This is a genomic window from Paraliobacillus sp. PM-2 (assembly GCF_001368815.1).
Lineage (GTDB): Bacteria > Bacillota > Bacilli > Bacillales > Amphibacillaceae > Paraliobacillus.
The window spans coordinates 1,319,123-1,340,828 of record NZ_CTEI01000001.1; the positions used below are offsets into that span (position 1 = coordinate 1,319,123).

General features: G+C 33.2%; 22 protein-coding genes. 7 read left to right on the forward strand and 15 right to left on the reverse strand.

The genetic code is table 11. The features are described from left to right. Positions 1–113: 113 nt before the first annotated feature. The 5 genes from BN1058_RS06365 to BN1058_RS06385 all read right to left on the reverse strand — a co-directional run bounded on the left by BN1058_RS06365 (position 114) and on the right by BN1058_RS06385 (position 5,296). The gene (locus BN1058_RS06365) at positions 114–1,010 is read right to left on the reverse strand and encodes an FMN-binding protein (RefSeq protein WP_090854500.1); all 897 of its coding nucleotides are present in this window, start codon (positions 1,008–1,010) and stop codon (positions 114–116) included. A 206-nt stretch (positions 1,011–1,216) separates the two neighbouring features. Then, positions 1,217–2,122 carry a glycine betaine ABC transporter substrate-binding protein gene (locus tag BN1058_RS06370; protein ID WP_090854503.1) on the reverse strand — a complete coding sequence of 302 codons (906 nt, stop codon included), beginning with the start codon at positions 2,120–2,122 and terminating at the stop codon, positions 1,217–1,219. A 147-nt stretch (positions 2,123–2,269) separates the two neighbouring features. Next, entirely contained in the window at positions 2,270–3,181 is a 912-nt protein-coding gene (locus tag BN1058_RS06375) for a glycine betaine ABC transporter substrate-binding protein (RefSeq protein WP_090854506.1), read from the reverse strand. Between the two features lie 80 nt (positions 3,182–3,261). After that, positions 3,262–4,107 carry an ABC transporter permease gene (locus tag BN1058_RS06380; RefSeq protein ID WP_090854509.1) on the reverse strand — a complete coding sequence of 282 codons (846 nt, stop codon included), beginning with the start codon at positions 4,105–4,107 and terminating at the stop codon, positions 3,262–3,264. Continuing rightward, on the reverse strand, positions 4,100–5,296 hold the full coding sequence (locus BN1058_RS06385) for a quaternary amine ABC transporter ATP-binding protein (RefSeq protein WP_090854512.1): 1,197 nt from the start codon (positions 5,294–5,296) through the stop codon (positions 4,100–4,102). Before BN1058_RS06385 ends, BN1058_RS06380 begins: the two co-directional genes overlap by 8 nt. Before the next feature lie 340 nt (positions 5,297–5,636). Here BN1058_RS06385 and BN1058_RS06390 point away from each other — a divergent pair, with 340 nt between their 5' ends. From BN1058_RS06390 to BN1058_RS14490, 3 genes are all read left to right on the forward strand, one after another. Beyond that, positions 5,637–6,119, forward strand: a complete 483-nt coding sequence (locus BN1058_RS06390) for a GbsR/MarR family transcriptional regulator (RefSeq protein WP_090854515.1) — start codon at positions 5,637–5,639, stop codon at positions 6,117–6,119. Positions 6,120–6,267: 148 nt separating this feature from the next. Then, positions 6,268–6,810, forward strand: coding sequence for a DUF3267 domain-containing protein (locus tag BN1058_RS06395; RefSeq protein WP_090854518.1), 543 nt, complete (start codon positions 6,268–6,270; stop codon positions 6,808–6,810). A 100-nt stretch (positions 6,811–6,910) separates the two neighbouring features. After that, positions 6,911–7,090, forward strand: coding sequence for a hypothetical protein (locus BN1058_RS14490; RefSeq protein ID WP_090854521.1), 180 nt, complete (start codon positions 6,911–6,913; stop codon positions 7,088–7,090). A 72-nt stretch (positions 7,091–7,162) separates the two neighbouring features. On the opposite strand, the gene BN1058_RS06405 is transcribed toward BN1058_RS14490, so the two are convergent. Then, complete coding sequence (locus tag BN1058_RS06405) at positions 7,163–7,246, reverse strand: YjcZ family sporulation protein (RefSeq protein ID WP_141652133.1); 84 nt, start codon at positions 7,244–7,246, stop codon at positions 7,163–7,165. Positions 7,247–7,448: 202 nt separating this feature from the next. Between BN1058_RS06405 and BN1058_RS06410 the strand changes: the two genes are divergently transcribed. Together BN1058_RS06410 and BN1058_RS06415 are read left to right on the forward strand one after the other, a co-directional pair. Beyond that, positions 7,449–8,333: a peptidylprolyl isomerase gene (locus BN1058_RS06410; RefSeq protein WP_090854528.1), complete on the forward strand. Its 885-nt coding sequence runs from the start codon at positions 7,449–7,451 to the stop codon at positions 8,331–8,333. Between the two features lie 108 nt (positions 8,334–8,441). Beyond that, a complete protein-coding gene (locus tag BN1058_RS06415; protein ID WP_090854531.1) occupies positions 8,442–9,668 on the forward strand; it encodes an HD domain-containing protein in 1,227 nt (408 codons plus the stop codon). 127 nt (positions 9,669–9,795) lie between these two features. On the opposite strand, the gene BN1058_RS06420 is transcribed toward BN1058_RS06415, so the two are convergent. From BN1058_RS06420 to BN1058_RS06450, 7 genes are all read right to left on the reverse strand, one after another. Further along, the gene (locus tag BN1058_RS06420; protein ID WP_090854534.1) at positions 9,796–10,353 is read right to left on the reverse strand and encodes a GbsR/MarR family transcriptional regulator; all 558 of its coding nucleotides are present in this window, start codon (positions 10,351–10,353) and stop codon (positions 9,796–9,798) included. Positions 10,354–10,561: 208 nt separating this feature from the next. Beyond that, positions 10,562–13,519, reverse strand: coding sequence for an ATP-binding protein (locus BN1058_RS06425; protein ID WP_090854536.1), 2,958 nt, complete (start codon positions 13,517–13,519; stop codon positions 10,562–10,564). Beyond that, positions 13,516–14,748, reverse strand: coding sequence for a metallophosphoesterase family protein (locus tag BN1058_RS06430; RefSeq protein WP_090854539.1), 1,233 nt, complete (start codon positions 14,746–14,748; stop codon positions 13,516–13,518). The genes BN1058_RS06425 and BN1058_RS06430 overlap by 4 nt, the downstream gene beginning before the upstream one ends. A gap of 154 nt (positions 14,749–14,902) precedes the next feature. Next, on the reverse strand, positions 14,903–16,168 hold the full coding sequence (locus BN1058_RS06435; RefSeq protein ID WP_090854542.1) for an ABC transporter permease: 1,266 nt from the start codon (positions 16,166–16,168) through the stop codon (positions 14,903–14,905). Continuing rightward, positions 16,161–17,060 (reverse strand): ABC transporter ATP-binding protein, encoded by a 900-nt coding sequence (locus BN1058_RS06440; protein WP_090854545.1) that lies wholly within the window; start codon positions 17,058–17,060, stop codon positions 16,161–16,163. Before BN1058_RS06440 ends, BN1058_RS06435 begins: the two co-directional genes overlap by 8 nt. 181 nt (positions 17,061–17,241) lie before the next feature. Continuing rightward, a complete protein-coding gene (locus BN1058_RS06445; RefSeq protein WP_090854548.1) occupies positions 17,242–17,595 on the reverse strand; it encodes a YlbF/YmcA family competence regulator in 354 nt (117 codons plus the stop codon). Between the two features lie 60 nt (positions 17,596–17,655). Next, entirely contained in the window at positions 17,656–18,789 is a 1,134-nt protein-coding gene (locus BN1058_RS06450; protein WP_141652124.1) for a DUF445 domain-containing protein, read from the reverse strand. Positions 18,790–18,926: 137 nt separating this feature from the next. Here BN1058_RS06450 and BN1058_RS06455 point away from each other — a divergent pair, with 137 nt between their 5' ends. Then, on the forward strand, positions 18,927–19,823 hold the full coding sequence (locus BN1058_RS06455) for a PucR family transcriptional regulator (protein WP_090854555.1): 897 nt from the start codon (positions 18,927–18,929) through the stop codon (positions 19,821–19,823). Positions 19,824–19,947: 124 nt separating this feature from the next. Beyond that, complete coding sequence (locus tag BN1058_RS06460; RefSeq protein ID WP_090854558.1) at positions 19,948–21,051, forward strand: ABC transporter ATP-binding protein; 1,104 nt, start codon at positions 19,948–19,950, stop codon at positions 21,049–21,051. A 42-nt stretch (positions 21,052–21,093) separates the two neighbouring features. Here the strand turns inward: BN1058_RS06460 and BN1058_RS06465 are convergent, their stop codons facing one another. Further along, positions 21,094–21,348, reverse strand: a complete 255-nt coding sequence (locus BN1058_RS06465; RefSeq protein ID WP_090854562.1) for a hypothetical protein — start codon at positions 21,346–21,348, stop codon at positions 21,094–21,096. Between the two features lie 83 nt (positions 21,349–21,431). Next, entirely contained in the window at positions 21,432–21,635 is a 204-nt protein-coding gene (locus BN1058_RS06470) for an alpha/beta-type small acid-soluble spore protein (protein WP_090854565.1), read from the reverse strand. Between the last annotated feature and the right edge of the window lie 71 nt (positions 21,636–21,706).

The following is a 21,706-nucleotide window of genomic DNA, read 5'->3' on the forward strand; positions in this document are numbered from 1 at the left end:
GCATACATTCCTCAACTTAACTACTCTTTTTACGTTTTACATTCAATTTCAACAGACATAAAAAGCCTTAGATAGTTAATATCTAAGGCTTTTAAGGAACAAATATTTAATTATTATTCTGCTTCTGCTAAAGCTTTCTCAGCTAAAGTAAAGAACGAACCTACTTTAATCGTTACTCCTGAGATTACATCTGTTGCACCTTCATCATTGGTGTATTCAATTGCAGTAGGATCTTGTGTTTCTAATAAATATGCTTCCGCTTTTTCGGCTTGTTCGTGCCATGGCGCTATAGCACCACCGTTTTCTACCATACCATATTCACCATTAGCAGATACAGTATCTTTGTCATCTCCACCGTCTTTATGAACACCATTCCAATCAGCAGCAACTATATTACCATTAACTACTGTTAGATCTACAGTGTATTTCCAACCAGACTTTTCACTAAATTGATCTTCCTCAGCGTGGTATGCACCGTCTGTATATGGACCTTTTTCTACTGGACCTTTTTCTAGAGCAGTTTCAGCTAAATCAAAGAATTCGATTACATGAATAGATACACCAGAGATTGCATCAGTATGACCTTCATCATCTGTGTATTCAATTGCTGTAGGATCTTGATTTTCTATTAAGTATGCTTCCGCTTTTTCTGCTTGTTCATGCCATGGCGCTTGTGCACCAGCCTTTTCTACCATACCATATTCCCCGTTAGCAGATACAGTATCTTTGTCATCTCCACCACTTTTATGTGCACCATTCCAGTCGGCAGAAACAATTGCTCCATCTTCTACTTCAAGAGTAACCATGTATTTCCATCCGCTTTCTTCGGAAAAATTATCTTCTTGAGCAAAATAGATACCGTCTTCATAACTTCCTGTTTCTTCTGATGCATTATTTTCATCATTATCTGCTGGCGCATCAGCTTCCTCTGTTTCAGTATTACATCCCGCTAATAACAGCACTGAGAAAAGTGCCGTTAAAGCTACTAATAACCAATTTTTTCTTTTCATAAATATCCTCCCCATCTTCCTATAATACTAATTGTTCACTACTGAACAATTAGTATTATAGTCCTTTTCATACAAAAAAGTCTATATAAAAGTTCAATATTTCACATATTCGTCAAAAATAAGATGTTTTTAAAAAAATTGCAGCTAAAATATGCATCAACTCATGCTAATAAATAAAAAAATTGCCCAAACAAGGGGCAATTTTTTTATTTATTAGGTTTTAAATCTTCAATTGAATCAATTTCCATATAGGCAGGAACAACTAGTCCTAATTTAGCACCTTCTAAGTTAGGTCCTAAATCGGTTACTTTACCTTTATACTCTTCATAAAATGAACCATGAGTCTCTGGTAACCATGGTGCAACAGATGCATCAGCATCGTTTGTCGCTACTGCCTGAAACATTACGGCTGGATCTACAGGCGTATCTGTCACTTCATACCCAAGGCTTGTCAATACATTCGCAACTACAGATGTAGAAGCACGCTCCGTGTCCCAAGGTGTGGATACAAGTTCAATTTCTTGACCATCTACTTTATCGATCCCTTCAGTCCATTCGGCTACTTTATCTTCATTTTCTTCAATCCATTGGTCAGCAGCTTCTTTAAAACTCATATCTTTTTCTTGAGTCATTAACATAACAGATTCCATATCTTCTACTTCCCAGTAAAAACGATCAAGAACTGTATAAGCTTCTGGCATGTCCTCTTCTAATCCTAATCGAGTAATCGTATTAATATTTTCTGCCTTACCAAATGAACCTTCTGGATCTTCTAGAAATTTTAAATCATATTTTGCAAACTTCCAATGTGGTGTCCAACCAGTAACAACGATCGGTTCTTCTTTATCAATTGCTTCATCTAATGAAGTTAACATTGCCGCTGTAGAACTTTCTTCTAATGAATATCCTTCTAAGTTAGAATAATCTTCTAATGCTTTTTCAGTTAATGTAGTTATTCCTGCACCTGGTTCAATACCGGTAATGGTATAATCTATTGCCTTACCTACTTCTTCTGTTTGTCCTTCGTCATTTTTAGATCCACATGCTGCGATTATGCTAATAACTAATACTACTAATCCAAATAAAATAAAAGGTTTACATTTTTTTAACACTGTACATTCCTCCTTATGTTTTATGAATGCGTTTTTATTTTTTATTTTGCATATAATGGAAACTTAGATAAAAGAGTTTTTTATAAAAAAGCTACCTTTAGTACTTCTAAAGGTAGCTTTTTAGTTAATGGAATAAACATGTTAAAGTTATTCTAAACCAGCAGTCCATTCATCAACTTTATCTTGGTTGTTTTCGATCCAGTTAGCAGCTGCTTCTTCAGGATCAGTTCCGTTTTGAATTTCAAGCATAACGGATTCGATATCCGCTGGTGACCAAGCAAAATTATCTAACACTTGATAAGCTACAGGGCTATCCTCTTCTAAACCTTCACGTACCATTGTTCCAATAATTTCTTCTTCTCCAAATGAGCCTTCTGGATCTTCTAGATATTTAAGATCATACTTACTGAATTTCCAGTGTGGTGACCAACCAGTAACAACAATTGGTTCTTCATTTTCAATTGCTTCACCTAATGCAGTTGCCATTGCACCACTAGAAGAAGTTTCAACAGAGAAACTATCTAAACCGTAATCCTCTACAGACTGTTCAGCAGCTTGAACGACACCTGCACCTGGCTCGATACCAGTAATTGTGCTATCCAATTCACCTGCTACATCTTTAAGATCACCAATCGTTGTAACATCCATATATTGAGGTACTACTAAGCCGATTTTTGCTCCTTCAAGGTTTGCACCTAAATCCACTAATTGATCCTTATATTCCTCATATAATTTACCGTGTGTTCCTGGTAACCAAGCAGCTACCATACCATCTGCATCGCCAGTAGCAACAGATTGCCACATAACAGCATTATCTAATGGTGTAACAGATACATCGTATCCTTGTTCTTCAAGAACTTGAGCAATAACATTGGTAGAAGCAACCTCAGTATCCCACTCAACATATACAAGCTCAATCTCTTCATTCCCTAAATTTGATGTATCTTCTCCATTATTATCATCAGATGATGTATCATCTTCTCCACCACATGCAGCCAATACAAGTGATAGCATAAGTACAAACACTAAACCTAAGTGTTTCCATGTAAATTTAAACATACTAATTAAGTCTCCCCTTTTCTAAATATTTTTGTTTTATTTATGGTAAACTTTCCACTTTGGAAAGTTGCCAACTAATCTTAATCTGCTTTACCTTTATTTAAGTTTTGTGTAAAGCGATCAACAATAATAGCTAAAATAACAATACCAATACCAGCAACAAACCCTGAACCTACTTGAGCACGTTGTAGTGCAGATAATACATCTCTTCCAAGTCCAGGTGCACCGATCATTGATGCAATAACAACCATGGACAACGATAACATAACTGTTTGGTTAATTCCAGCCATGATCGTACTCTTTGCCATTGGTAATTCTACTTTAAATAGCTTTTGCGTTCCTGTACTACCAAATGCTTCAGAAGCCTCTACTAACTCTTCAGAAACTTGTCTAATACCTAAGTTCGTAAATCGAACAGTTGGTGGCGTAGCAAAAATTAATGATGCAAAGATACCTGGTACCATACCGATACTGAAAAATGCTACGGCAGGGATTAAATAAACAAATGCGGGCATGGTCTGCATAAAGTCTAAAATTGGTGTAATTATTGTCTCTGCAATTTTACTTTTTGACATTAAAATACCTACTGGCACACCAATAATAACAGACAACAAACTAGCAATAAGGACTAATGCAAAAGTACTCATTAATTGTTCCCATAATCCTTGGTTATAAATTAACCATAAACCAACAACTGAAAACGCTGCTAAGCCAAACTTTTTTCCTGTGATAAAAAATGCAAGAATAGCAACTATAAGAATGACAATAATTGGCGGAATTGCAGCTAATTGTTCAGCGAAGAACTCCATGAAGTCTCCGAATTGGTTCTTAATTGGATCAAAAATAAATGAAAATGTATCTGTTAACCAATCTGTAAAATCACTAATCCACTTAGATAATGGTATTTCTGGTAAAAAATCAAGCATCTGCTTCAACCTCACTTTCTCCGGCCAATGCTGCAATTACTGCACCACGAACGATAATTCCTTGTAGCTTACTATTTTCTACAACAGCTACTGGTACAGGCGTATCATGAATAATCTCAAATATTTCTTGCATTGGTTTATCTCTGTCAACAGTAGGTACATCTGTTTTTAAGATTTGATTTAAATCACGAATTTCATTTTTACGTGCCTCAGATGCATCATCCGCTGTTACATACCCTTTTAAGTTACGTTTACCATCAATAACGTAAATACTAGATAAACCTTCTTCGCGCATGCGTTCTAAAGCAACACGTGGACCGTGTTTTTCTATATTTACTGTTTCCGGACGTTTCATAATATGTTCTGCTGTTAATACCTTTGAACGATCTACGTCTTCTACGAATTTTTCCACATAATCGTTAGCCGGATTAACCAAGATTTCTTCCGGTGTTCCAATCTGCACAATTGAACCATCTTTCATTAGTGCAATACGGTCACCAATGCGAAGTGCCTCATCCAAATCGTGTGTTATAAACACAATTGTTTTTTGCATTTTTTCTTGTAAATCCAATAGTTCATCTTGCATATCCTTACGTATTAATGGGTCCAACGCAGAAAATGCTTCATCCATTAATAGTACTTCTGGATCGTTAGCTAAAGCACGAGCTAGTCCAACACGTTGTTGCATCCCACCAGATAGTTGTCCAGGAAATTGATTTATATAGCTTCCTAATCCAACTAGTTCTAATGCTTCTTTCGCTTTTTTACCACGATCTTCTTTTTCAACACCTTGTATTTCCAAGCCAAACTCCGCATTTTCCAAAATGGTACGGAATGGGAACAATGCAAAACGTTGGAATACCATACTTAATTTTTCTCTGCGCACACGACGAAGGTCATCTTTGTTCATTGTTGCTAAATTTTCTCCACCAACAAATACACTGCCTTCTGTCGGTTCAATCAAACGATTGATTAAGCGTACTAAAGTAGATTTACCACTACCGGATAGTCCCATAATAACAAAGACTTCTCCTTCTTCTACTTCAAAAGATGCACGGTTCACACCGACTGTGTCACCTGTTTGTTTCAATATCTCTTCTTTTTTCATACCTTCATCTAAGAGCCTTAATGATTCTTTTGTATTTTTACCAAATACTTTTGACAGGCCCTCTACTTTTATTATAGGCATGCTTTTCACCTCTCTAACTTTCTTTATCGACATAAACATTTAACAGTACCCATAATTATCACTTTTCAAACAAATTTTATATTCAAGTGGAATCTGATTACTGTTTTTCGCTCATAAATAGCTACTGTAATACTATACCCTTTTTACTAGTTATAATTCAAACGATAAATACCATTGATTTTGCGTATTTTTTCCGTACAGTTTAAACTGTACGGACTTTATATACTTTTTTCTTCTTTTTCCTCTAATTTGCTTTGTTTTTTATACAGATTCATGATTTTCTTTCTTCACAATTATAGTGTAACCTTTATTCAGTATCTTATTTATATAGGAGGATAAAATGGCAATAAACACGAAAGAAGCTATTTATCAAACCATTATTAATGAATTCTCAAAAACCATTGAATTTTTTGATATATCTCCTTCGGAAGCGCGCTTATTTTCCATGTTATATCTTGAAGGCTCACCCATGACATTGGATGAAATGAGTGAAACACTTGGTAAAAGTAAAACTTCGGTTAGCACTGGAATACGAACATTATTAGATTCAAATCTTGTAAGACGTGTATGGAAAAAGGGTGTACGAAAAGATCTATATGCAACAAACAACGATTTATATCGAAAATTCATGCAAGCATATATTAATAAGTGGATGGAACACACAATAAATCAAAATAATACACTTATTGATATTGAAAAAAACATTAGACATACAAATATTTCAGTAGAAGAAAAAGAATTATTAAATAAATTATCTACTATTATTGCTTTTCATACCTCCATTGAAGAGGCTTTTTCAAAGATAAATCCTAAACAAAATTAATTGTAAAGCACCTTACAAACATAGCGGTTTTTGTCCTATGTTTGTTTTTTTATATATTTTTAAAAAAGCTATTGATTTTTCCTATAAATCATACTATAGTCATTGAAGGATATTTCCCAACATTAGTATGAGTATTAGGGAGGGATCGATGATGAATTGCTGGAAATCAGTTAATGTGCAGCGTGAAGTTGGCATCAATCGAATCTACATTTTATCATTCTTAATTGGATTTTTATCATTTATTTTCTTGTTTATACCTTTTTCTATTATTCATCAAACCAGTAATATGAAAGATCATGGTATCTTCCCTCTTATTCTGAGTTTGATCTTATTACCTTTTGTTCATAAATTAGCACATTTTATACCATTATTATTAACGAATCGGACATTCAAATTAAAATGCCGTATTAATAAACGAAAATTTCCTATTATATCATTGTTATCAACAGTAAAAATGTCGAAAAGAACGTCCATCATTACACTATTAGCACCAACAATAATTATTACAATGCCATGTTTAATTGCAAGTTACTTGTTCCCAAATTATTTTGCTTATTTTGTTATTTTCGCATCTGTGAACATTGGATTATCTTCGACTGATTTCTTGTATATGAATCGTTTTTTACGAGCTCCAAGAAAATGTATTGTTGAAAATGATGGTTCAGGATATGATATCCTTATTGTTAAGTAGAAAGGTATCTTTATCAGATACCTTTCTTTTCTATTATATACACTGTTCAAAAAAAGATTTTTTTGATAAGGTAGTTAAAGAGGTTAAAGGAGGCATAGGTATGATATTATTTTTTGTTCCCTTTGCATTATTTACATTGTTCATATTTAACTCATTGACATACCGTTTGTGCGTACAAACTGAGATGTCTCAAGAAAAACAACCAAATGTATTTAGAACAATAAATGTATTAATCACTATTTTGTTACTTTCTTCTTACATTGAGATTATTTACACATAATAAATATCAAATGTTTGGAATATAAAATGGCCTACTACAAATAGTGTAGTAGGCCATTTTATATTTAACTATTTATACCCATGCAGCACCAACAATAATTAATAAAATAAACAACACAACAATTAACGCAAACCCTCCACCATAACTATGGCTCACGTATAACACCTCCCCCTTTGATTCCTATTTGCATTCTATGCAAGCACAAGTAAATAGGTATAGTACTTCTGCCTAAAAAATATGTAAAAAGTGAGTAATTTATTTAATCGCTATTTTTTTATAACTAAAATGTGTTATATTATGTCAAGGGCACATTATTTTGCCGTTAAAACAATAGTTTACAGAGTGGGAGTGTAATAGAATGAAAAAATTAGCAATGGCAGCAACTATCGCAGCAGGAGTAATTACGTTATCGGCTTGTTCATCAAACGATCCAGAAGCAGTGGTTGAAACAAATTCTGGCAACGTAACAAAAGAAGACTTTTATAATGAATTGAAAGCTGCTAATGGAGAAGCCGTTTTACAACAATTAGTTACACAAACGATCCTAAATGATAAGTATGAAGTAACTGATGAAGAAGTAGACGAGCAAGTAGAAACGTATAAAAGTCAGTATGGTGATCAATGGGAAACGGTCCTTCAACAAAGTGGCTATGCAGATGAAGATGATTTCCGCGATGACTTAAAAACACAACTTTTACAACAAAAAGCTATTGTTGAAGATGTTGAAGTAACTGATGAAGAAATTGAAACACGTTATGAACGTATGCAAACCGAAGTGCGAGCTAGTCATATTCTTGTAGGTGATGAAGAAACTGCAAAAGATATTAAATCACAACTAGAAGACGGAGCAGATTTCGCAGAGTTAGCTGAAGAACATTCTACAGATTCTCAGTCCGCAAAAAATGGTGGTGACTTAGACTACTTTAGTGCTGGGGATATGGTTCCTGAATTTGAAGCAGCAGCTTATGATTTAGAAATTGGTAAAGTTAGTGAACCAGTTAAAACACAGCATGGTTGGCATATTATTAAAGTAGTAGACAAGCGTGAGACTGAAGAAGAAATGGAACCTTTAGAAGATATTAGAGGTAAAATCAAAGAAGAAATTGCACTTACAAAAGTAGATAACACAGTAGCCCAAGAAAAAATCTCACAACTTTATGAAGAAGCTAATATTGATGTGAAAATTGATGAATTTAAAGATCTTTTTGAATCAAAAGAAAACGAACAGACAACACAACAATAGTTACGTTCAACTACAATGGCATCAGCCATTGTAGTTTTTTCTATTCACGTATAACAGATTACGTTACAATAGAAGAAAAGCAATTGAACTTTGAATGGAGTGCATTATATGGTCAAGCAGGATCATTATTTTTATCAATTTATACCGATTACTTATCAACTAAAAGAAGAAGAGAGACAACAAATACTTAAGCAATTCCCTACTCCCTCTTTTCCTGAAGGGAATCACTTCTTCTCCATTCAGGATAAGGCGAAAGGTGACCCGGTCAACGAACTATTATTATTAAATGAAAGTGACATTAAATTAACTAAAACAAACAAACAATTTTTAAAAATGACATTTAGTAATAATACAGGTATGATACATGCGAAGATGTGGGATAACAACGGTAATATTGACGAGGTTCAAAATATGTTGAACAATCACAACGTATTCCATGTTCAAGGCGTTGTAGATGATTTCAAAGGTAATAAGTCTATAACTGTTAATCAAATAGAGCCAGAAACTAAACAAATAAATCCTTTTTCTCTCTTACCTTATACGAATCAACACTTGGAAGAACTTACACTAGAATTGTTTGCCTATATTTATGAACTAGAAGAACCTTACCAATCGATTTGTTTAAAAGCAATGGAAGAGCTTTGGCAAGACTTTTCTTTAGCACCAGCTGCTAAAGGTTTCCATCATAATTACTTAGGTGGATTGTTAAAACATACGATTGGTTTGATGCGTTTCACCCGTTATATCATAAAATTTGAAACTAACCCTATTCAAGCAATCATTAAACTTATTAGCGTTGTAGAAAAAGCCTATAAAAACGAATTATACCAATCTTTTCAAGTTGCCAGTCCTATAAATTTGGTTTGGAAAGACTCAGTTGATCATTTATATTCCATGCTTCAAGGTATTAAAGAGTTTCAAGAGGATCAGCTTAATTTTGATTTATTAATAACAAGTATTCTATTCCATGATTTAGGAAAAATATGTGAATATGATTACATTAGTCGATCAGCTAAAGCTTTTGAACTATTGTACCCAACTGCTGAACTAACTGATTATAATAAAAGAAATCAAGCAGGGATTGCAATGGATCCGCTTGGAGTAATGATTGGTCACATTCCTTATGGTGTACTGCTACTAAATAAGATAATTGAAATAAAGCATATTCGTATACCACTTCGTTTGATTCATGAAATGAGTCACTGTATCCTTTGTCATCATGGCTTACCAGAATGGGGAGCTGCCGTCAGAAAACCACAATCTTTCGAAGGCTATCTTATACATATCGTTGACTATTTAGATAGTAGATATGAAAATACTGAAATTGTAAAATAATTAGGTGTATTCAGGAGTTATCATTAACCACATTTTTACTCCTGACGTACGACTTTACCTATCAAAAAATCCCTCAACGTGCCCAGGCACCGATTTGAGGGATTTAATAATGCACATTAGATTATATTTACTTGTCATGCTTTGGAATATAGTCAAAAATTTCACCTGATTCAACCACTTGAATAAACCGCATTAACCAACGGTAATAATTTTGGGCATAGCGTAACCGGTCAATATCATTGGTAATCTTATTAGCTAGTCGTTCATCTGCTGTTTCTTCGCAGATTAATATCAACTCTTGTATAGCTTCTTCGGCTTCTTCAATATTCGTTTCCGTATGATGTCTCCAACGATTTCCAAATAAAGAAGTGAATGATTTATACCAGTCTTCTTCTGATTTATATAAATCCTTTCGTATCCCCTTTTTAAAAGCAGGCTCTACCATTTTCATCTCTGATAACGCACGAACCCCAGTAGACATACTAGTTTTGCTCATTTCTAACGCATCACGCATATTATCTAAAGTCATTGGCCCCTCACTAAAATATAACGTTCCATATAGTCGACCTACTGATGGGGTAATGCCATAAAGATTCATATTTTTTGCAATAACTTGAATAAATTTATCTACAATTTCCTCATAAGATGACCATTCTTCGGTGCTTTTGTCTTTGTCTACTGTCATCACTCAACCCTCCAGTTACAATCTATTCTTGTAAAAAGGTATGTTTGTTATCCATTTATTAGTTTACGTAAATAAATTCCCTATATTATTTACCCTCATCTAATAAGATGCAAACGTTCACTACCTTCTGGTAACAATACATAGATACATATCAAATTATCTTAAAACATTTTACCATTATTAAATAAAGATTGCGAATAGATTTTACTTAAATTTTGTGTATTGTTGTATTCTCATTTTCTAAGCAGAATAACGGTACATGATCTGTAGTGAACCAAATAATTTGACGTGTTTCTGACAAATTGATAAACATATGAATCATCTTGCATAACCGGGTAGAGTCAAAGTGTACAAATGCGTCATCAACAAAGAATGGCATATTATGATTTCGTTTGATAACCATACTCATTCCAATTCTTAAAGAAATATATAATTGGTCCTGCGTACCTTGAGACAATTCTTGTACTGTGTAACGAAAGCCTTGCTTATCTTCTACTAATAACTCACCATTTTCTTCATTAATAAGAACAGTATGGTAGTGATCAGTCAACTGCTTAAAATAAGTCGATGTGTAAGATAAAACAGTTGGCAAATAATGTTGATAATAAATTTGTTTTGTATCGTTAATCTTTGTTTTTGCTAATTGGTAAATAGCCCACTGTCTAGCTTTCTGTTCCAATTCATTTTGCAATTGATAATAACGATGCTTTTCATCTAATAATACCTGTGATGTTTCTGACTGATAGATATGTGCATTTAGATCTGCAATTTGTTGCTGCAGACGTTCGATTTTTTCTCTATTCTCTTCAATATCGCCTTTTACTTGCTCATATCTTGTTTCTAGATCTGATTTAACGATTTTTTCACCGTTAGCAATTTTTATCCAATCTTGTTTTGATAATAATAAATCAAGCTGATCTTGATACGTTTTATATTCATTATATAGCGTGTTATATGTTTGTTTTTGCTTTCCCTTTTCCAAATAAGCTTCTTCATCATGTACGTTTGCATGTTCCCACAGCGTATTAATTTCACTTTGTATGGGGGTTATTTTTGCTTTTAGTTCATCCAGTTGTTTTAATAATTGTTGCTTATTTTCTTCCACTTCACCTTTTTTATGTAACAAAACATTATCTTTATCTAACATTCCACGGAGAACATTATCAATAGAAGCAACCGTGTTCGCTGATTTAGGTTCAGCTACATATGTTTGGTAGGTTTTTTTAATATCTTCCTCTAAATCAATCATTTGTTGTGCGATTGCTTTTACTTTATTTGTTCGATCCTTGTATTTCTTTGCTTGATTAATTATAGCTTCTAAGTGATGATATAACTTTGGCCAATGTTTGACAGCAATGCCTTTTAAAAAAGGAAAGTTTTCTATTTGTTCAGCCACTTTTTGATTTACTAATTGTTGACGTTGAAGATAAAATTGTTTTGTTTCATTTAATTTTAGGGAGGTTAAATCTATCTCTCTCATCTGATTTATTAAGGATTGCTTTTGCTTCTGTAACTTTTCTTGTTCTTCAATAAAATGCTTGCGTTTGACCAATTCTTGATCTGTTAACTTACGATTTTCTATTTGGTTTGCTAATGATTCAAAAAAGGGCTCGATTGACTTTGTTGATTGATACATATTCCATTTCACAAAGATAACTACTACTAATAGAACACCAGAAAAGATAAACCAAGTTGCATCTTCTAAGATAAAGCCAAGCAAACCTACTATTAATGTTACACTTATCCCTGCTATACTAATTCGATTAACTTGTTTTTTCTTTTGTTGTTTTATCTTATTCCATTTTTTCTGTTGTTTTTTATTTGAATCGGATCGTTCCTGCATACGTATGATTTGTTCTTCTCTTTCTAGATCTTGTTTTAATTGGTTTAGTTCCGATTGATTTATTAATTGATTATCGATGTTCATTTGTTGATTTAGTAAATAGTTATACTGTTCATCACTCAATTGATATTCGTGATCTAGCTTTGTTATTGTCTGATTAATTTCCTGCTGTTCTTCTTTTAATTGCAACCAACTTTCTTCTGTTGCGAATGGTAACGATAAAGCTTGAACTTCTTCTAAACTTAATTTTAATTGTACTTGGTTTATATCATTTATTAATTGTTGTTCTAGCTCATGCTTTTCTTGTCTTTTATCAGATAACTGTTGATTCAATTGATTCCATCTTACTATCTCTTTTAAAGCGCCTTCCAATGCTTCTCTTTCAGATTCCGTTAACATAGTTTGATTTATCTGACTTAATCGTTCTATCTCTTTTTCTAATTTCATTTGAAGCATATTTTGTTCACTTTGCAAAGGAAATAATAAACGTTTTAACTGATCAAAGCGTTCTAAACCTTGTTCAGGGAAACGTATCGAATCAGGATATAACGAAAGCTCTTGCTTTATCCGTTGATAAGCAGCAATGACATCATAATGTTGAATGTTTTGCTTTATACGTTGTAGTTGTTGATTTAATAATTGTTGTTTTTCTTGATACGTAGCAAGACCTTTTTCTAGTTTGTCTTTTTCTTGTTGCTTTTCTTGATATTGATCAGCATCTGCTTGAAGTTTTATTAGTGATTCTTCTTGAGCAGTTAATGCTTCCACTAATTGATTTATTTTTGGTTTTTTCCCTTGGGGTTTAAAATAATCACTTAATTGTTGCTCTAACCATTTCTCAGTCCAGTAGATTTGGTCTGTTCCAGCCATACCTACGCCTAATAATACCTCACCTATATCTTGCTGCTTCATTTGATGTAGACGAGTAAGAATGGTTGTATCAAATGAGAATATCGATAAAAAAGTTTGCTTGTCTATACCAGATAACTGTTTGTTCAACCAATTTTCATCTTTTGTCAGCCCATCACTTGTATAACAAACTGCTTCTCCTTTATTACGATCATGCATACGTTCAATGGTAAATATTATCCCATCATCTGTTTCTAAAGTAAGCCTCCCTCCTAACTTCCCTCCTCTTTTAGGAAGATACAATCGACGCTCCTTTGGAGGCATTCCAAACAACATAAACAAGATAAATTGTCTTAATGTAGACTTTCCTGTTTCATTGTCACCCGATAAAATAATGAACGACTGATTCGAAAAATCAAATTGTTTGTCTTCCCATTTCCCAAATCCATATATCTCTATATTATTAATTTTCATTGGTTATGCTTCCTTGTTAATTGGTATAGTAATATATTTTCCGCTTCTTCAAGCATGTTATCTTTTTCTTCGTTTGTTAAACTAGTCAAAAATTTCCGAGCCTGGGGATGCTTCCATAATGGTTTAAGTACCGTATCAACTCCGTCAGTTTCTGGCGATAAACGCAAGATTTCTGCTAAAAAATGATCGCCATTTCGGTAGATTTCCTTGTCAATAAGACCATGACCCTTTAAATCAATCGATTGAATCCAAAACCAATGATTAACTCCCATCATTTTCTCATTAATAAAATCAATCATATCTGTTAGCATACCTTCATAATAGAAATGTTCTATTTCTTGGTTAAAGTGCTCAAGGTAAATCCATATAAAACACTTTCCTTGTGTAGTGAATTCCTGTATTTGTTGGTCAATTGCACCTTCAATAGCTTGAATAGTTGTCAAAGTACTGACGTCTATCGTAAGCTGCTCGAATCGAACCGTTTGAATAGGAATAAATGTTAACTCCGTGTGGTGTTTGCTTAATTCTACATAATAGCACCCTTTTTCTCCTGTTTCTTTTTTGGACCGTCCTTGAATATTACCAGGATAAACAATCGGTGGAAATTCTTTTACATGTTGACGTTTGTGGATGTGTCCAAGCGCCCAATAATCAAAATCTTTATTAACTAATTCTTGTATTTTAAACGGTGCGTAGGTATCATGCCCAGTATTTTGTTCAACACTTCCATGCAACATACCTATATGATAAGGTGTAGTTGTTTTTTTATTAAATAATGGTGTTTTATTTTCATAAACTGCCGGATTCATATAGCTAAATCCATAAATAGTTGCTATGTCTTTATTGTTCTTCTTATGTACAAAATGAGTTACATGTTCATCCGGAAATAGGTGGACATTAGGAGGAAAATCCATTTTAATTAAATCACGTTGTAAATAATCATGATTACCAAAAGAAACATAAACGGAGATATTATGATCACTTAATTGGTTACACGCATGTAAAAACTGCATTTGTGCATACACACTTTGCGTACTTTGATCAAACACATCTCCCACCATTAAAACAAAATCAACATGTTTGTTTATGGCTGTTTGCACAAGTCGTTCCAATGCTTTAAACGTGCTTTGTTTTACCTCTTTAAATAAGGACGATGGTAAATTTTCCAACCCCTTAAAAGGGATATCTATATGTAAATCAGCGCAATGGATAAAACGAAGCTTTTTCATTATCGTAAGCTCCCTCCAAATATATCTATGATAGTTTTATTTTATCAAAGAATAAAAACGAATGCACGTTCGATTTGTTTTTATTTATTGTAACCTATTCCATAATAAAAGAGCCTGAACTACAATTAAAGTTACAGACTCTTAAATTATTTGATTATTCTTTTTTAGACAGTTGCATTGCTTGTTTGAAATCTTTTAGTGAAGAGGATCTCCCATACATGAGCACACCACCACGATATATACGTGCACCAATTATTGCAAAAATAGTTATGGTGACAATCATTATACCAATTCCTAAACCAACTTCCCAAAATGGTATGTCTAACATTCCCACACGTAAGAACATAACCATTGGGGTAAAGAAAGGAATATAAGACGTAATGGTAATAAAGCTATTATCTGGCGCATTTAGTCCGAATATAGACACCATAAATGCGATAACAACTAGAAGAATGACTGGCATCATAATTTGCTGTACATCTTCCATACGACTAACTAATGAGCCTAGCATAGCGGAAAGAGTTGCATATAATAAATAACCTAAAAGGAAAAAGACAACCGCATAGACAAATGTAGATATTTGAATATCTGATAATCCAAAAAACGCAAACATACCACCAACTAATTCATCTTGTTTTTGTTTAATTAATACATAACCAGCAATGATAAATGTAGCAATCTGTGTTAAACCAAGCAAAGCAATGCCGCTAATCTTAGCAAACATTTGACTAACTGGTGAGGAGCTAGAAATTAAAATTTCCATCACACGAGAAGATTTTTCATTTGCCACATCCATCGCAATCATATTTCCATAAGTTAAAACTGTCATATACAACAAAAATAACATGGCATAAACAAGGCCTCTAGCTCCACTTAATTCTTCCTCTGTTTTTGCTGTTGTACCATCACTGCTTTCAATAGGTACCGTATCAAAATTCACTGGTGCATAAATGGATTCAATAACTGCTTGGTCTACACCGGCTTGATTCGTGGCCATTGCTACTTTTATTTGTTGTAATTGATTTTTAAGTATGGTAGAGATCGATGTATTCGTTAATTGATTCGTATGATAAGAACCGACTGGTAAGTCATTTTCATTGTAGGTAATTTTCAATACCCCTACATATGTTTCTGATTGCACTTTCTTCTCTGCTTCTTGTAACGATCCCTCATAAGATTCTAAAATAAAATTGTTATCCATTTGTTCTATACTATCAGATAAAACAGAATATATAGAATCTGTTTCATCTATTACTGCTACAACATCTGGCTCGTTATCACGATCAAATAGTTCAATAATAGATTGAATGTTGGCAATACCAATAATAAATAATAAAAAGATGGCTGTAGTAATGATAAATGATTTTGATTTAAAACGCGTCCAATACGTATGTGCTAATACAATCCAAAATTTATTCATAGGATTCACCTGCTTTCTCTATAAAGATGTCATTCAATGAAGGTTCTTCTAACTCAAATCTTCTTACAAAACCTTTATGTTGAATTGCTTGCAAAACCTTTTGGGAAATTTCTTCACTTTCAATTTGAAGCTTACATCCTTCTGGGAATTTCTTTTGGGAAACAACCCCTGGTAGATCTTTTAAAAAATCTAGTTCAAAATCTGCATGAATAAATAAATTTTTCTTTCCAAAAGAGCGTTTAATCTCTGTAAGTGCACCATGAACAATTGGTTTTCCATGCTGCATAATGCATAAATGTTCGCACAACTCTTCTACATGATCCATTTGGTGAGAGGAAAACACGATAGATGTTCCTGATTCTTTTAAATCTTTTACAGCATCTTTTAGCATTTCTACATTTACCGGGTCTAATCCAGAAAACGGTTCATCAAGAATTAGTAATTTGGGTTTATGAATAACGGCAGAAATAAATTGAATCTTTTGTTGATTACCTTTAGATAATTCTTCAATTTTCTTATCTAAATACTCTGGTACTTTAAAGCGCTCTAGCCATCCCTTAAGCTCTGTTAAGATGTCACTTTTTTTCATCCCTCGTAATCGTCCCAGATATATAATTTGTTCACTTACTTTTAATTTAGGATACAATCCTCTCTCTTCCGGCAAATAACCAATGTGATCACTTTTACTGTAATCAATCGTTTCCCTATTCCAACTAATCTTTCCGTCGGTAGCATCGATTAAGCCTAAAATCATACGGAACGTGGTTGTCTTTCCAGCACCATTCGCACCTAAAAAACCAAATATTTGTTTGTCTGGTATTTCTAGCGAAAGATTATCTACAGCAGTAAATGAACCAAACTGTTTTGTGACTTGTTCCAATCTTAATGTCATCTGTGTTTCTCCCTTCTTTTCCTACTCCGTTAATACATACGTAACTAATTTAAAAATTGTTTCAAATTTTCTTTCATTTTTAAGCATACCAATAATAGTTGTTAATTGTAATATAAAAGTGATAGTCATTAAAGCGTACTAAATGAAAAAATCCCGCTTCACAGCGAGATTCTTCATCTTATTATTCTTGCTCTTCTACACCATACAACTCTTCAAGTGGTTTTGTAATGATTCTACTTACATCGTTGATTAACACATTTAAACGTTGCTCTTCTTCCATGAGTTTAGAAATTTGCTCGTGTTGTTGTACTGTTTCAACAACTTTTCTTGCTTGTTCTACTTCTTCTTCCGTAATTTCTTGTCCTTGCATTTGTTTTTGTTGCAATTCAATTTGTGTATTACGGAAATCATCGAACATTTTTTTTGCAATATCGTCAGCCATTACGGTATCATAAGCACTCTTTAACGCTTGAAACTCATCACTGTTTCGAATTGCTTTTTCTAAATCATATGCACTATCATAAATATTTGCCATTAAAAAATCCTCCTAAAATTATAGCTTACCTACTCATACACTATATCAAACCTTTTTTATTTATCCAACCAAAACGATAATAATTCCTTGAATAAATCCAATTATCCCACCTAAAAAAGCACCCAAATATGTGATCATACGAAATTCTTTTTTTGAAATAGCTAGCACAAGCTCTTCTACACGTTTTAATGGAAAGGATTGTACCTCTTCAGCTATTAATTTTTCTAAGTTTAACCCTTTCATAATTCCGCCTAATCTAGATTGAAACCATTCGATAAGTGGAACGACTGCATTGGTTACAGTATTCAATAACATCATTTGTATAGGGGCAAATAGCTTTTTTACAGGCTGATCTAATAGATTGTTCAAGTCTAAATTATGTTGTATTAAACGGTTCCATTTCATTTCCATTTTTTCTTGACCAATCTGTTCCACTACCTCTTGTACTGTTTGGTTGCTGTACGTTTCCCATTCATTATGAATAATAGTTCTCAACCATAGATGTGCTTTTTCTGACTGCGTATAACGAATAATTGTTTGTTGAACTTTTTCAATGAACCCTTCTCCACTGAAAAAGGAAGACAACATACTACCAAACATTCCTTTTGCATTTAGATTTTCTCTCAACATATATTGTATATGTGCTTTCGACTCCTCACTTTTTAAATATTTAACAAGACTAGTTTGCAAATAATGAACAATATTGAGTTCATATGTTTCTACGTCAATTTGCAATTTTTCATTTACTAAAAAGCCAATTTGTTTATCTTTATTGACTACTAACCATTTTTGGAAAGCCGTTGTTCCTTGTTCTTGTATAAAGCGACGAATGGCATCTTCTTTTATACTCGAATTAATCATTAATAAGACTTCTCTTAGTGTGTTTTCGGTTTCTAACCGCTTTTCTGTTTCTTTCTTTACCAACTCAGTCAGTTTCACTTTTACCGTTTTATCTGCTAATTTTCTTCTTATACTTTCTTCTGTTAATAAATGTTGTACCACCATATCCCCTAACTGTTGTGCCAATTGATCTTTACGTTTTGGAATTAATCCAGGTGTAAACGGAAGCTTCCAATTTCCTATGTACAATGGGTAATATGGTCGAAATAACATTTTTATAGCTAAAGAATTTGTTATTCCTCCAATTAATGCACCGATGGTTATCATCATGATAAACATTATCAATATATTCAAAGCTAATCGTACATCCTTTCCTAAGCGTTTAAAATTTCTCTTTACATTATATATACCAAACCATACAAAGAAAAGATATCTAGTTTATTTGGCAAATGGTTTGTTATAATAGTAAGAAAAAATAGAGGAGCCCTCTCATGCTACAAAATTTGAAGAATATCTTTCCATCCCTTATCCATGGAAATACCATTGATCCATTAAGAAAAAAAGATTACCAATGGTTCATTACACCAAATAATGAAATTATCGGAATTAAAAAAGAGGAAATTACTTCAAAAGATAAAGCAATTTTAATGGCTTTTCTAAAATCCTATCATGGATTGCAATTACCAAGCTCAGACACAGAAAAAAAATGGATGACGCTTCTATTTGACAATGAAAAGCCTAACTGGGGAGATATGCCTGAAACATATCGTTTTATCTTTTTTTCTTTATCAGAAGAACCAAGCAATTTAGCAGCTTTCCAAGAGGCCATTCATGGTTTATTCCCATATCAAGTACCTATTTTATGGGAAACGCCATTAGACGGAATCATCATTCAAGAAATAAGACCCATGGTAGATGATGATATTTCTTTCTCAGAAATAATTGATGTGTTTAGTAGTGATTTTTATCTTGACTTACAACTATTTATTAGCCCATTTTTTACAATGACTGATCGTGCATCCTATTACTACAAGTGGTTAAAAAAAGCATATAAGCTCATTCGCAAAAGTAATCAAAAAGCAGTTATCACCTATACAAGTGCCATCCCTTATTTATTAACGGAGTCTCTTTCAGAACAAGACTATCTAATATTGATTGAATCTATTTTACAGGAAACAACTACTGATGAAGCATTACTAAAGACTATCCAAATTTTTCTAGAATGCAATTCAAATGTTAGTCTAGCAGCAAAAAAAATGTATATGCATCGAAATAGTCTCCAATATCGAATTGACAAATTCATTGAAAAAACAAGTATTGATGTAAAACAGTTTGAGGAAGCATTATCTGTATACTTAATTCTCTTATTAAAAAAGAAAAACGAGTAAGCAATGGAAGCGTGCACAAATTATATTATTTTTTTTGTGCACGCTTACTATTTACCAACTTCTAAGCTTAGATTAAACTATACTTATACTTAAAACGTTTTCATAAATGCAGGAGGGTTTAAAAATGGCAGAATTAACATTGAAACATATTGATAAAGTATATGAAAAAGGTGCGCTAAAAGCAGTTGATGATTTCAACCTTGATATTGCCGACAAAGAATTTATTGTATTCGTTGGACCATCTGGTTGTGGTAAGTCGACCACATTACGTATGATTGCTGGTCTAGAAGAAATAACTTCAGGTGAATTCTATATTGATGATACATTAATGAATGATGTTGCTCCTAAAGACCGTGACATAGCAATGGTATTCCAGAACTATGCATTATATCCACATATGAATGTATACGATAACATGGCATTTGGATTAAAATTACGTAAATTTAAAAAAGATGAAATTGATCGTCGCGTTCAAAATGCTGCAAAAATTCTTGGATTAGAAGCATATTTAGATCGTAAACCAAAAGCATTATCTGGTGGTCAACGTCAACGTGTGGCATTAGGTCGTGCAATTGTACGTGATGCAAAAGTATTCTTAATGGATGAACCTTTATCTAACTTAGATGCTAAATTACGTGTACAAATGCGTGCTGAAATTCAAAAATTACACCAACGCTTACAAACAACAACAATCTATGTAACACACGACCAAACGGAAGCAATGACCATGGCAACTCGTCTTGTTGTTATGAAAGACGGTATCATTCAACAAGTTGGTGCACCAAAAGAAGTATATGATAAGCCAAATAATATTTTTGTTGGTGGATTTATCGGTTCACCTGCAATGAACTTCTTCTCTGGTGTTTTGGAAGAAGGTAAACTTTCCATAACAAATGATATGAAGATTGATGTACCTGAAGGTAAAATGAAAGTTCTTCGTGATCAAGGCTATATTGGTAAAGAAGTAATTCTAGGTGTTCGTCCAGAAGATATACATGATGAACCAGTATTTATTGATGCAAATCCAGGTTCTACTATTACTGCAACGATCGATGTAGCTGAACTAATGGGTTCTGAGTCATATTTATATTCTAAGCTTTCTGATCAAGACTTCGTTGCACGTGTTGATTCTCGTACTGATATCCATGGCGGAGAAAGTATTGAATTGGCACTAGATATGCATAAATCTCATTTCTTTGATAAAGAAACAGAAGACCGAATTAAATAATTTAACTATTTCTTAAAGAAGCGGTTTCCTTTCCGCTTCTTTTTAATTCATATATATTTCTTTTAGTGACACGTGCATGCTGTGATTACATGTTGGACAATGCACCAGATGTAAACAATGATGATTTTGTTTTGAGTAAATATCTCCATCTAACAACTTCATTTCCTCATCTTCCATATAAGGAGCATAATCATCAAATTGATTGATCACTCTCCCCACGTCCTCCATCTTCGTACCACACTTTACACAATCTTCTTCTATTGCAACCATTCCATTACAAGCCAAACATACAAACATCATATTTACCTCCGTTCATATAAATAATAAGCTATCAAAAAAAGAGGCACGCAATGTTGGTGCCTCTAAAGCCAAGTTATATGTTATTGTTGTTGTGAACCGAATTGTTGTTCAGCTTGTTTTACTAAGCGTTTTGTGATTTCTCCACCTACAGAACCATTAGCTCGTGCTGTTTCTCCTGCACCAAGGGTAACTCCGAATTCTTGTGCAATTTCATATTTCATTTGATCTAAAGCCTGTTCAATTCCAGGAACTAGTAATTGATTTGATCTATTTTGATCTGCCATCTTTTACTCACCTCCTACAAGCTTTAGTGTGAGCAAAAATCTAAAAGCTATTATAAAAATGAATGGGAAAA

What these genes read in the sequence shown, in the direction of transcription:
- BN1058_RS06375 (WP_090854506.1), bottom strand. Translation starts at nt 3,181, where the DNA reads ATGTTTAAATTTACATGGAAACACTTAGGTTTAGTGTTTGTACTTATG.
- BN1058_RS06410 (WP_090854528.1), top strand. Translation starts at nt 7,449, where the DNA reads ATGAAAAAATTAGCAATGGCAGCAACTATCGCAGCAGGAGTAATTACG.
- BN1058_RS06365 (WP_090854500.1), bottom strand. Translation starts at nt 1,010, where the DNA reads ATGAAAAGAAAAAATTGGTTATTAGTAGCTTTAACGGCACTTTTCTCA.
- BN1058_RS06430 (WP_090854539.1), bottom strand. Translation starts at nt 14,748, where the DNA reads ATGAAAAAGCTTCGTTTTATCCATTGCGCTGATTTACATATAGATATC.
- BN1058_RS06385 (WP_090854512.1), bottom strand. Translation starts at nt 5,296, where the DNA reads ATGCCTATAATAAAAGTAGAGGGCCTGTCAAAAGTATTTGGTAAAAAT.
- BN1058_RS06460 (WP_090854558.1), top strand. Translation starts at nt 19,948, where the DNA reads ATGGCAGAATTAACATTGAAACATATTGATAAAGTATATGAAAAAGGT.
- BN1058_RS06390 (WP_090854515.1), top strand. Translation starts at nt 5,637, where the DNA reads ATGGCAATAAACACGAAAGAAGCTATTTATCAAACCATTATTAATGAA.
- BN1058_RS06440 (WP_090854545.1), bottom strand. Translation starts at nt 17,060, where the DNA reads ATGACATTAAGATTGGAACAAGTCACAAAACAGTTTGGTTCATTTACT.
- BN1058_RS06465 (WP_090854562.1), bottom strand. Translation starts at nt 21,348, where the DNA reads ATGTTTGTATGTTTGGCTTGTAATGGAATGGTTGCAATAGAAGAAGAT.
- BN1058_RS06415 (WP_090854531.1), top strand. Translation starts at nt 8,442, where the DNA reads ATGGTCAAGCAGGATCATTATTTTTATCAATTTATACCGATTACTTAT.
- BN1058_RS06455 (WP_090854555.1), top strand. Translation starts at nt 18,927, where the DNA reads ATGCTACAAAATTTGAAGAATATCTTTCCATCCCTTATCCATGGAAAT.
- BN1058_RS06395 (WP_090854518.1), top strand. Translation starts at nt 6,268, where the DNA reads ATGATGAATTGCTGGAAATCAGTTAATGTGCAGCGTGAAGTTGGCATC.
- BN1058_RS06445 (WP_090854548.1), bottom strand. Translation starts at nt 17,595, where the DNA reads ATGGCAAATATTTATGATAGTGCATATGATTTAGAAAAAGCAATTCGA.
- BN1058_RS06420 (WP_090854534.1), bottom strand. Translation starts at nt 10,353, where the DNA reads ATGACAGTAGACAAAGACAAAAGCACCGAAGAATGGTCATCTTATGAG.
- BN1058_RS14490 (WP_090854521.1), top strand. Translation starts at nt 6,911, where the DNA reads ATGATATTATTTTTTGTTCCCTTTGCATTATTTACATTGTTCATATTT.
- BN1058_RS06435 (WP_090854542.1), bottom strand. Translation starts at nt 16,168, where the DNA reads ATGAATAAATTTTGGATTGTATTAGCACATACGTATTGGACGCGTTTT.
- BN1058_RS06380 (WP_090854509.1), bottom strand. Translation starts at nt 4,107, where the DNA reads ATGCTTGATTTTTTACCAGAAATACCATTATCTAAGTGGATTAGTGAT.
- BN1058_RS06470 (WP_090854565.1), bottom strand. Translation starts at nt 21,635, where the DNA reads ATGGCAGATCAAAATAGATCAAATCAATTACTAGTTCCTGGAATTGAA.
- BN1058_RS06425 (WP_090854536.1), bottom strand. Translation starts at nt 13,519, where the DNA reads ATGAAAATTAATAATATAGAGATATATGGATTTGGGAAATGGGAAGAC.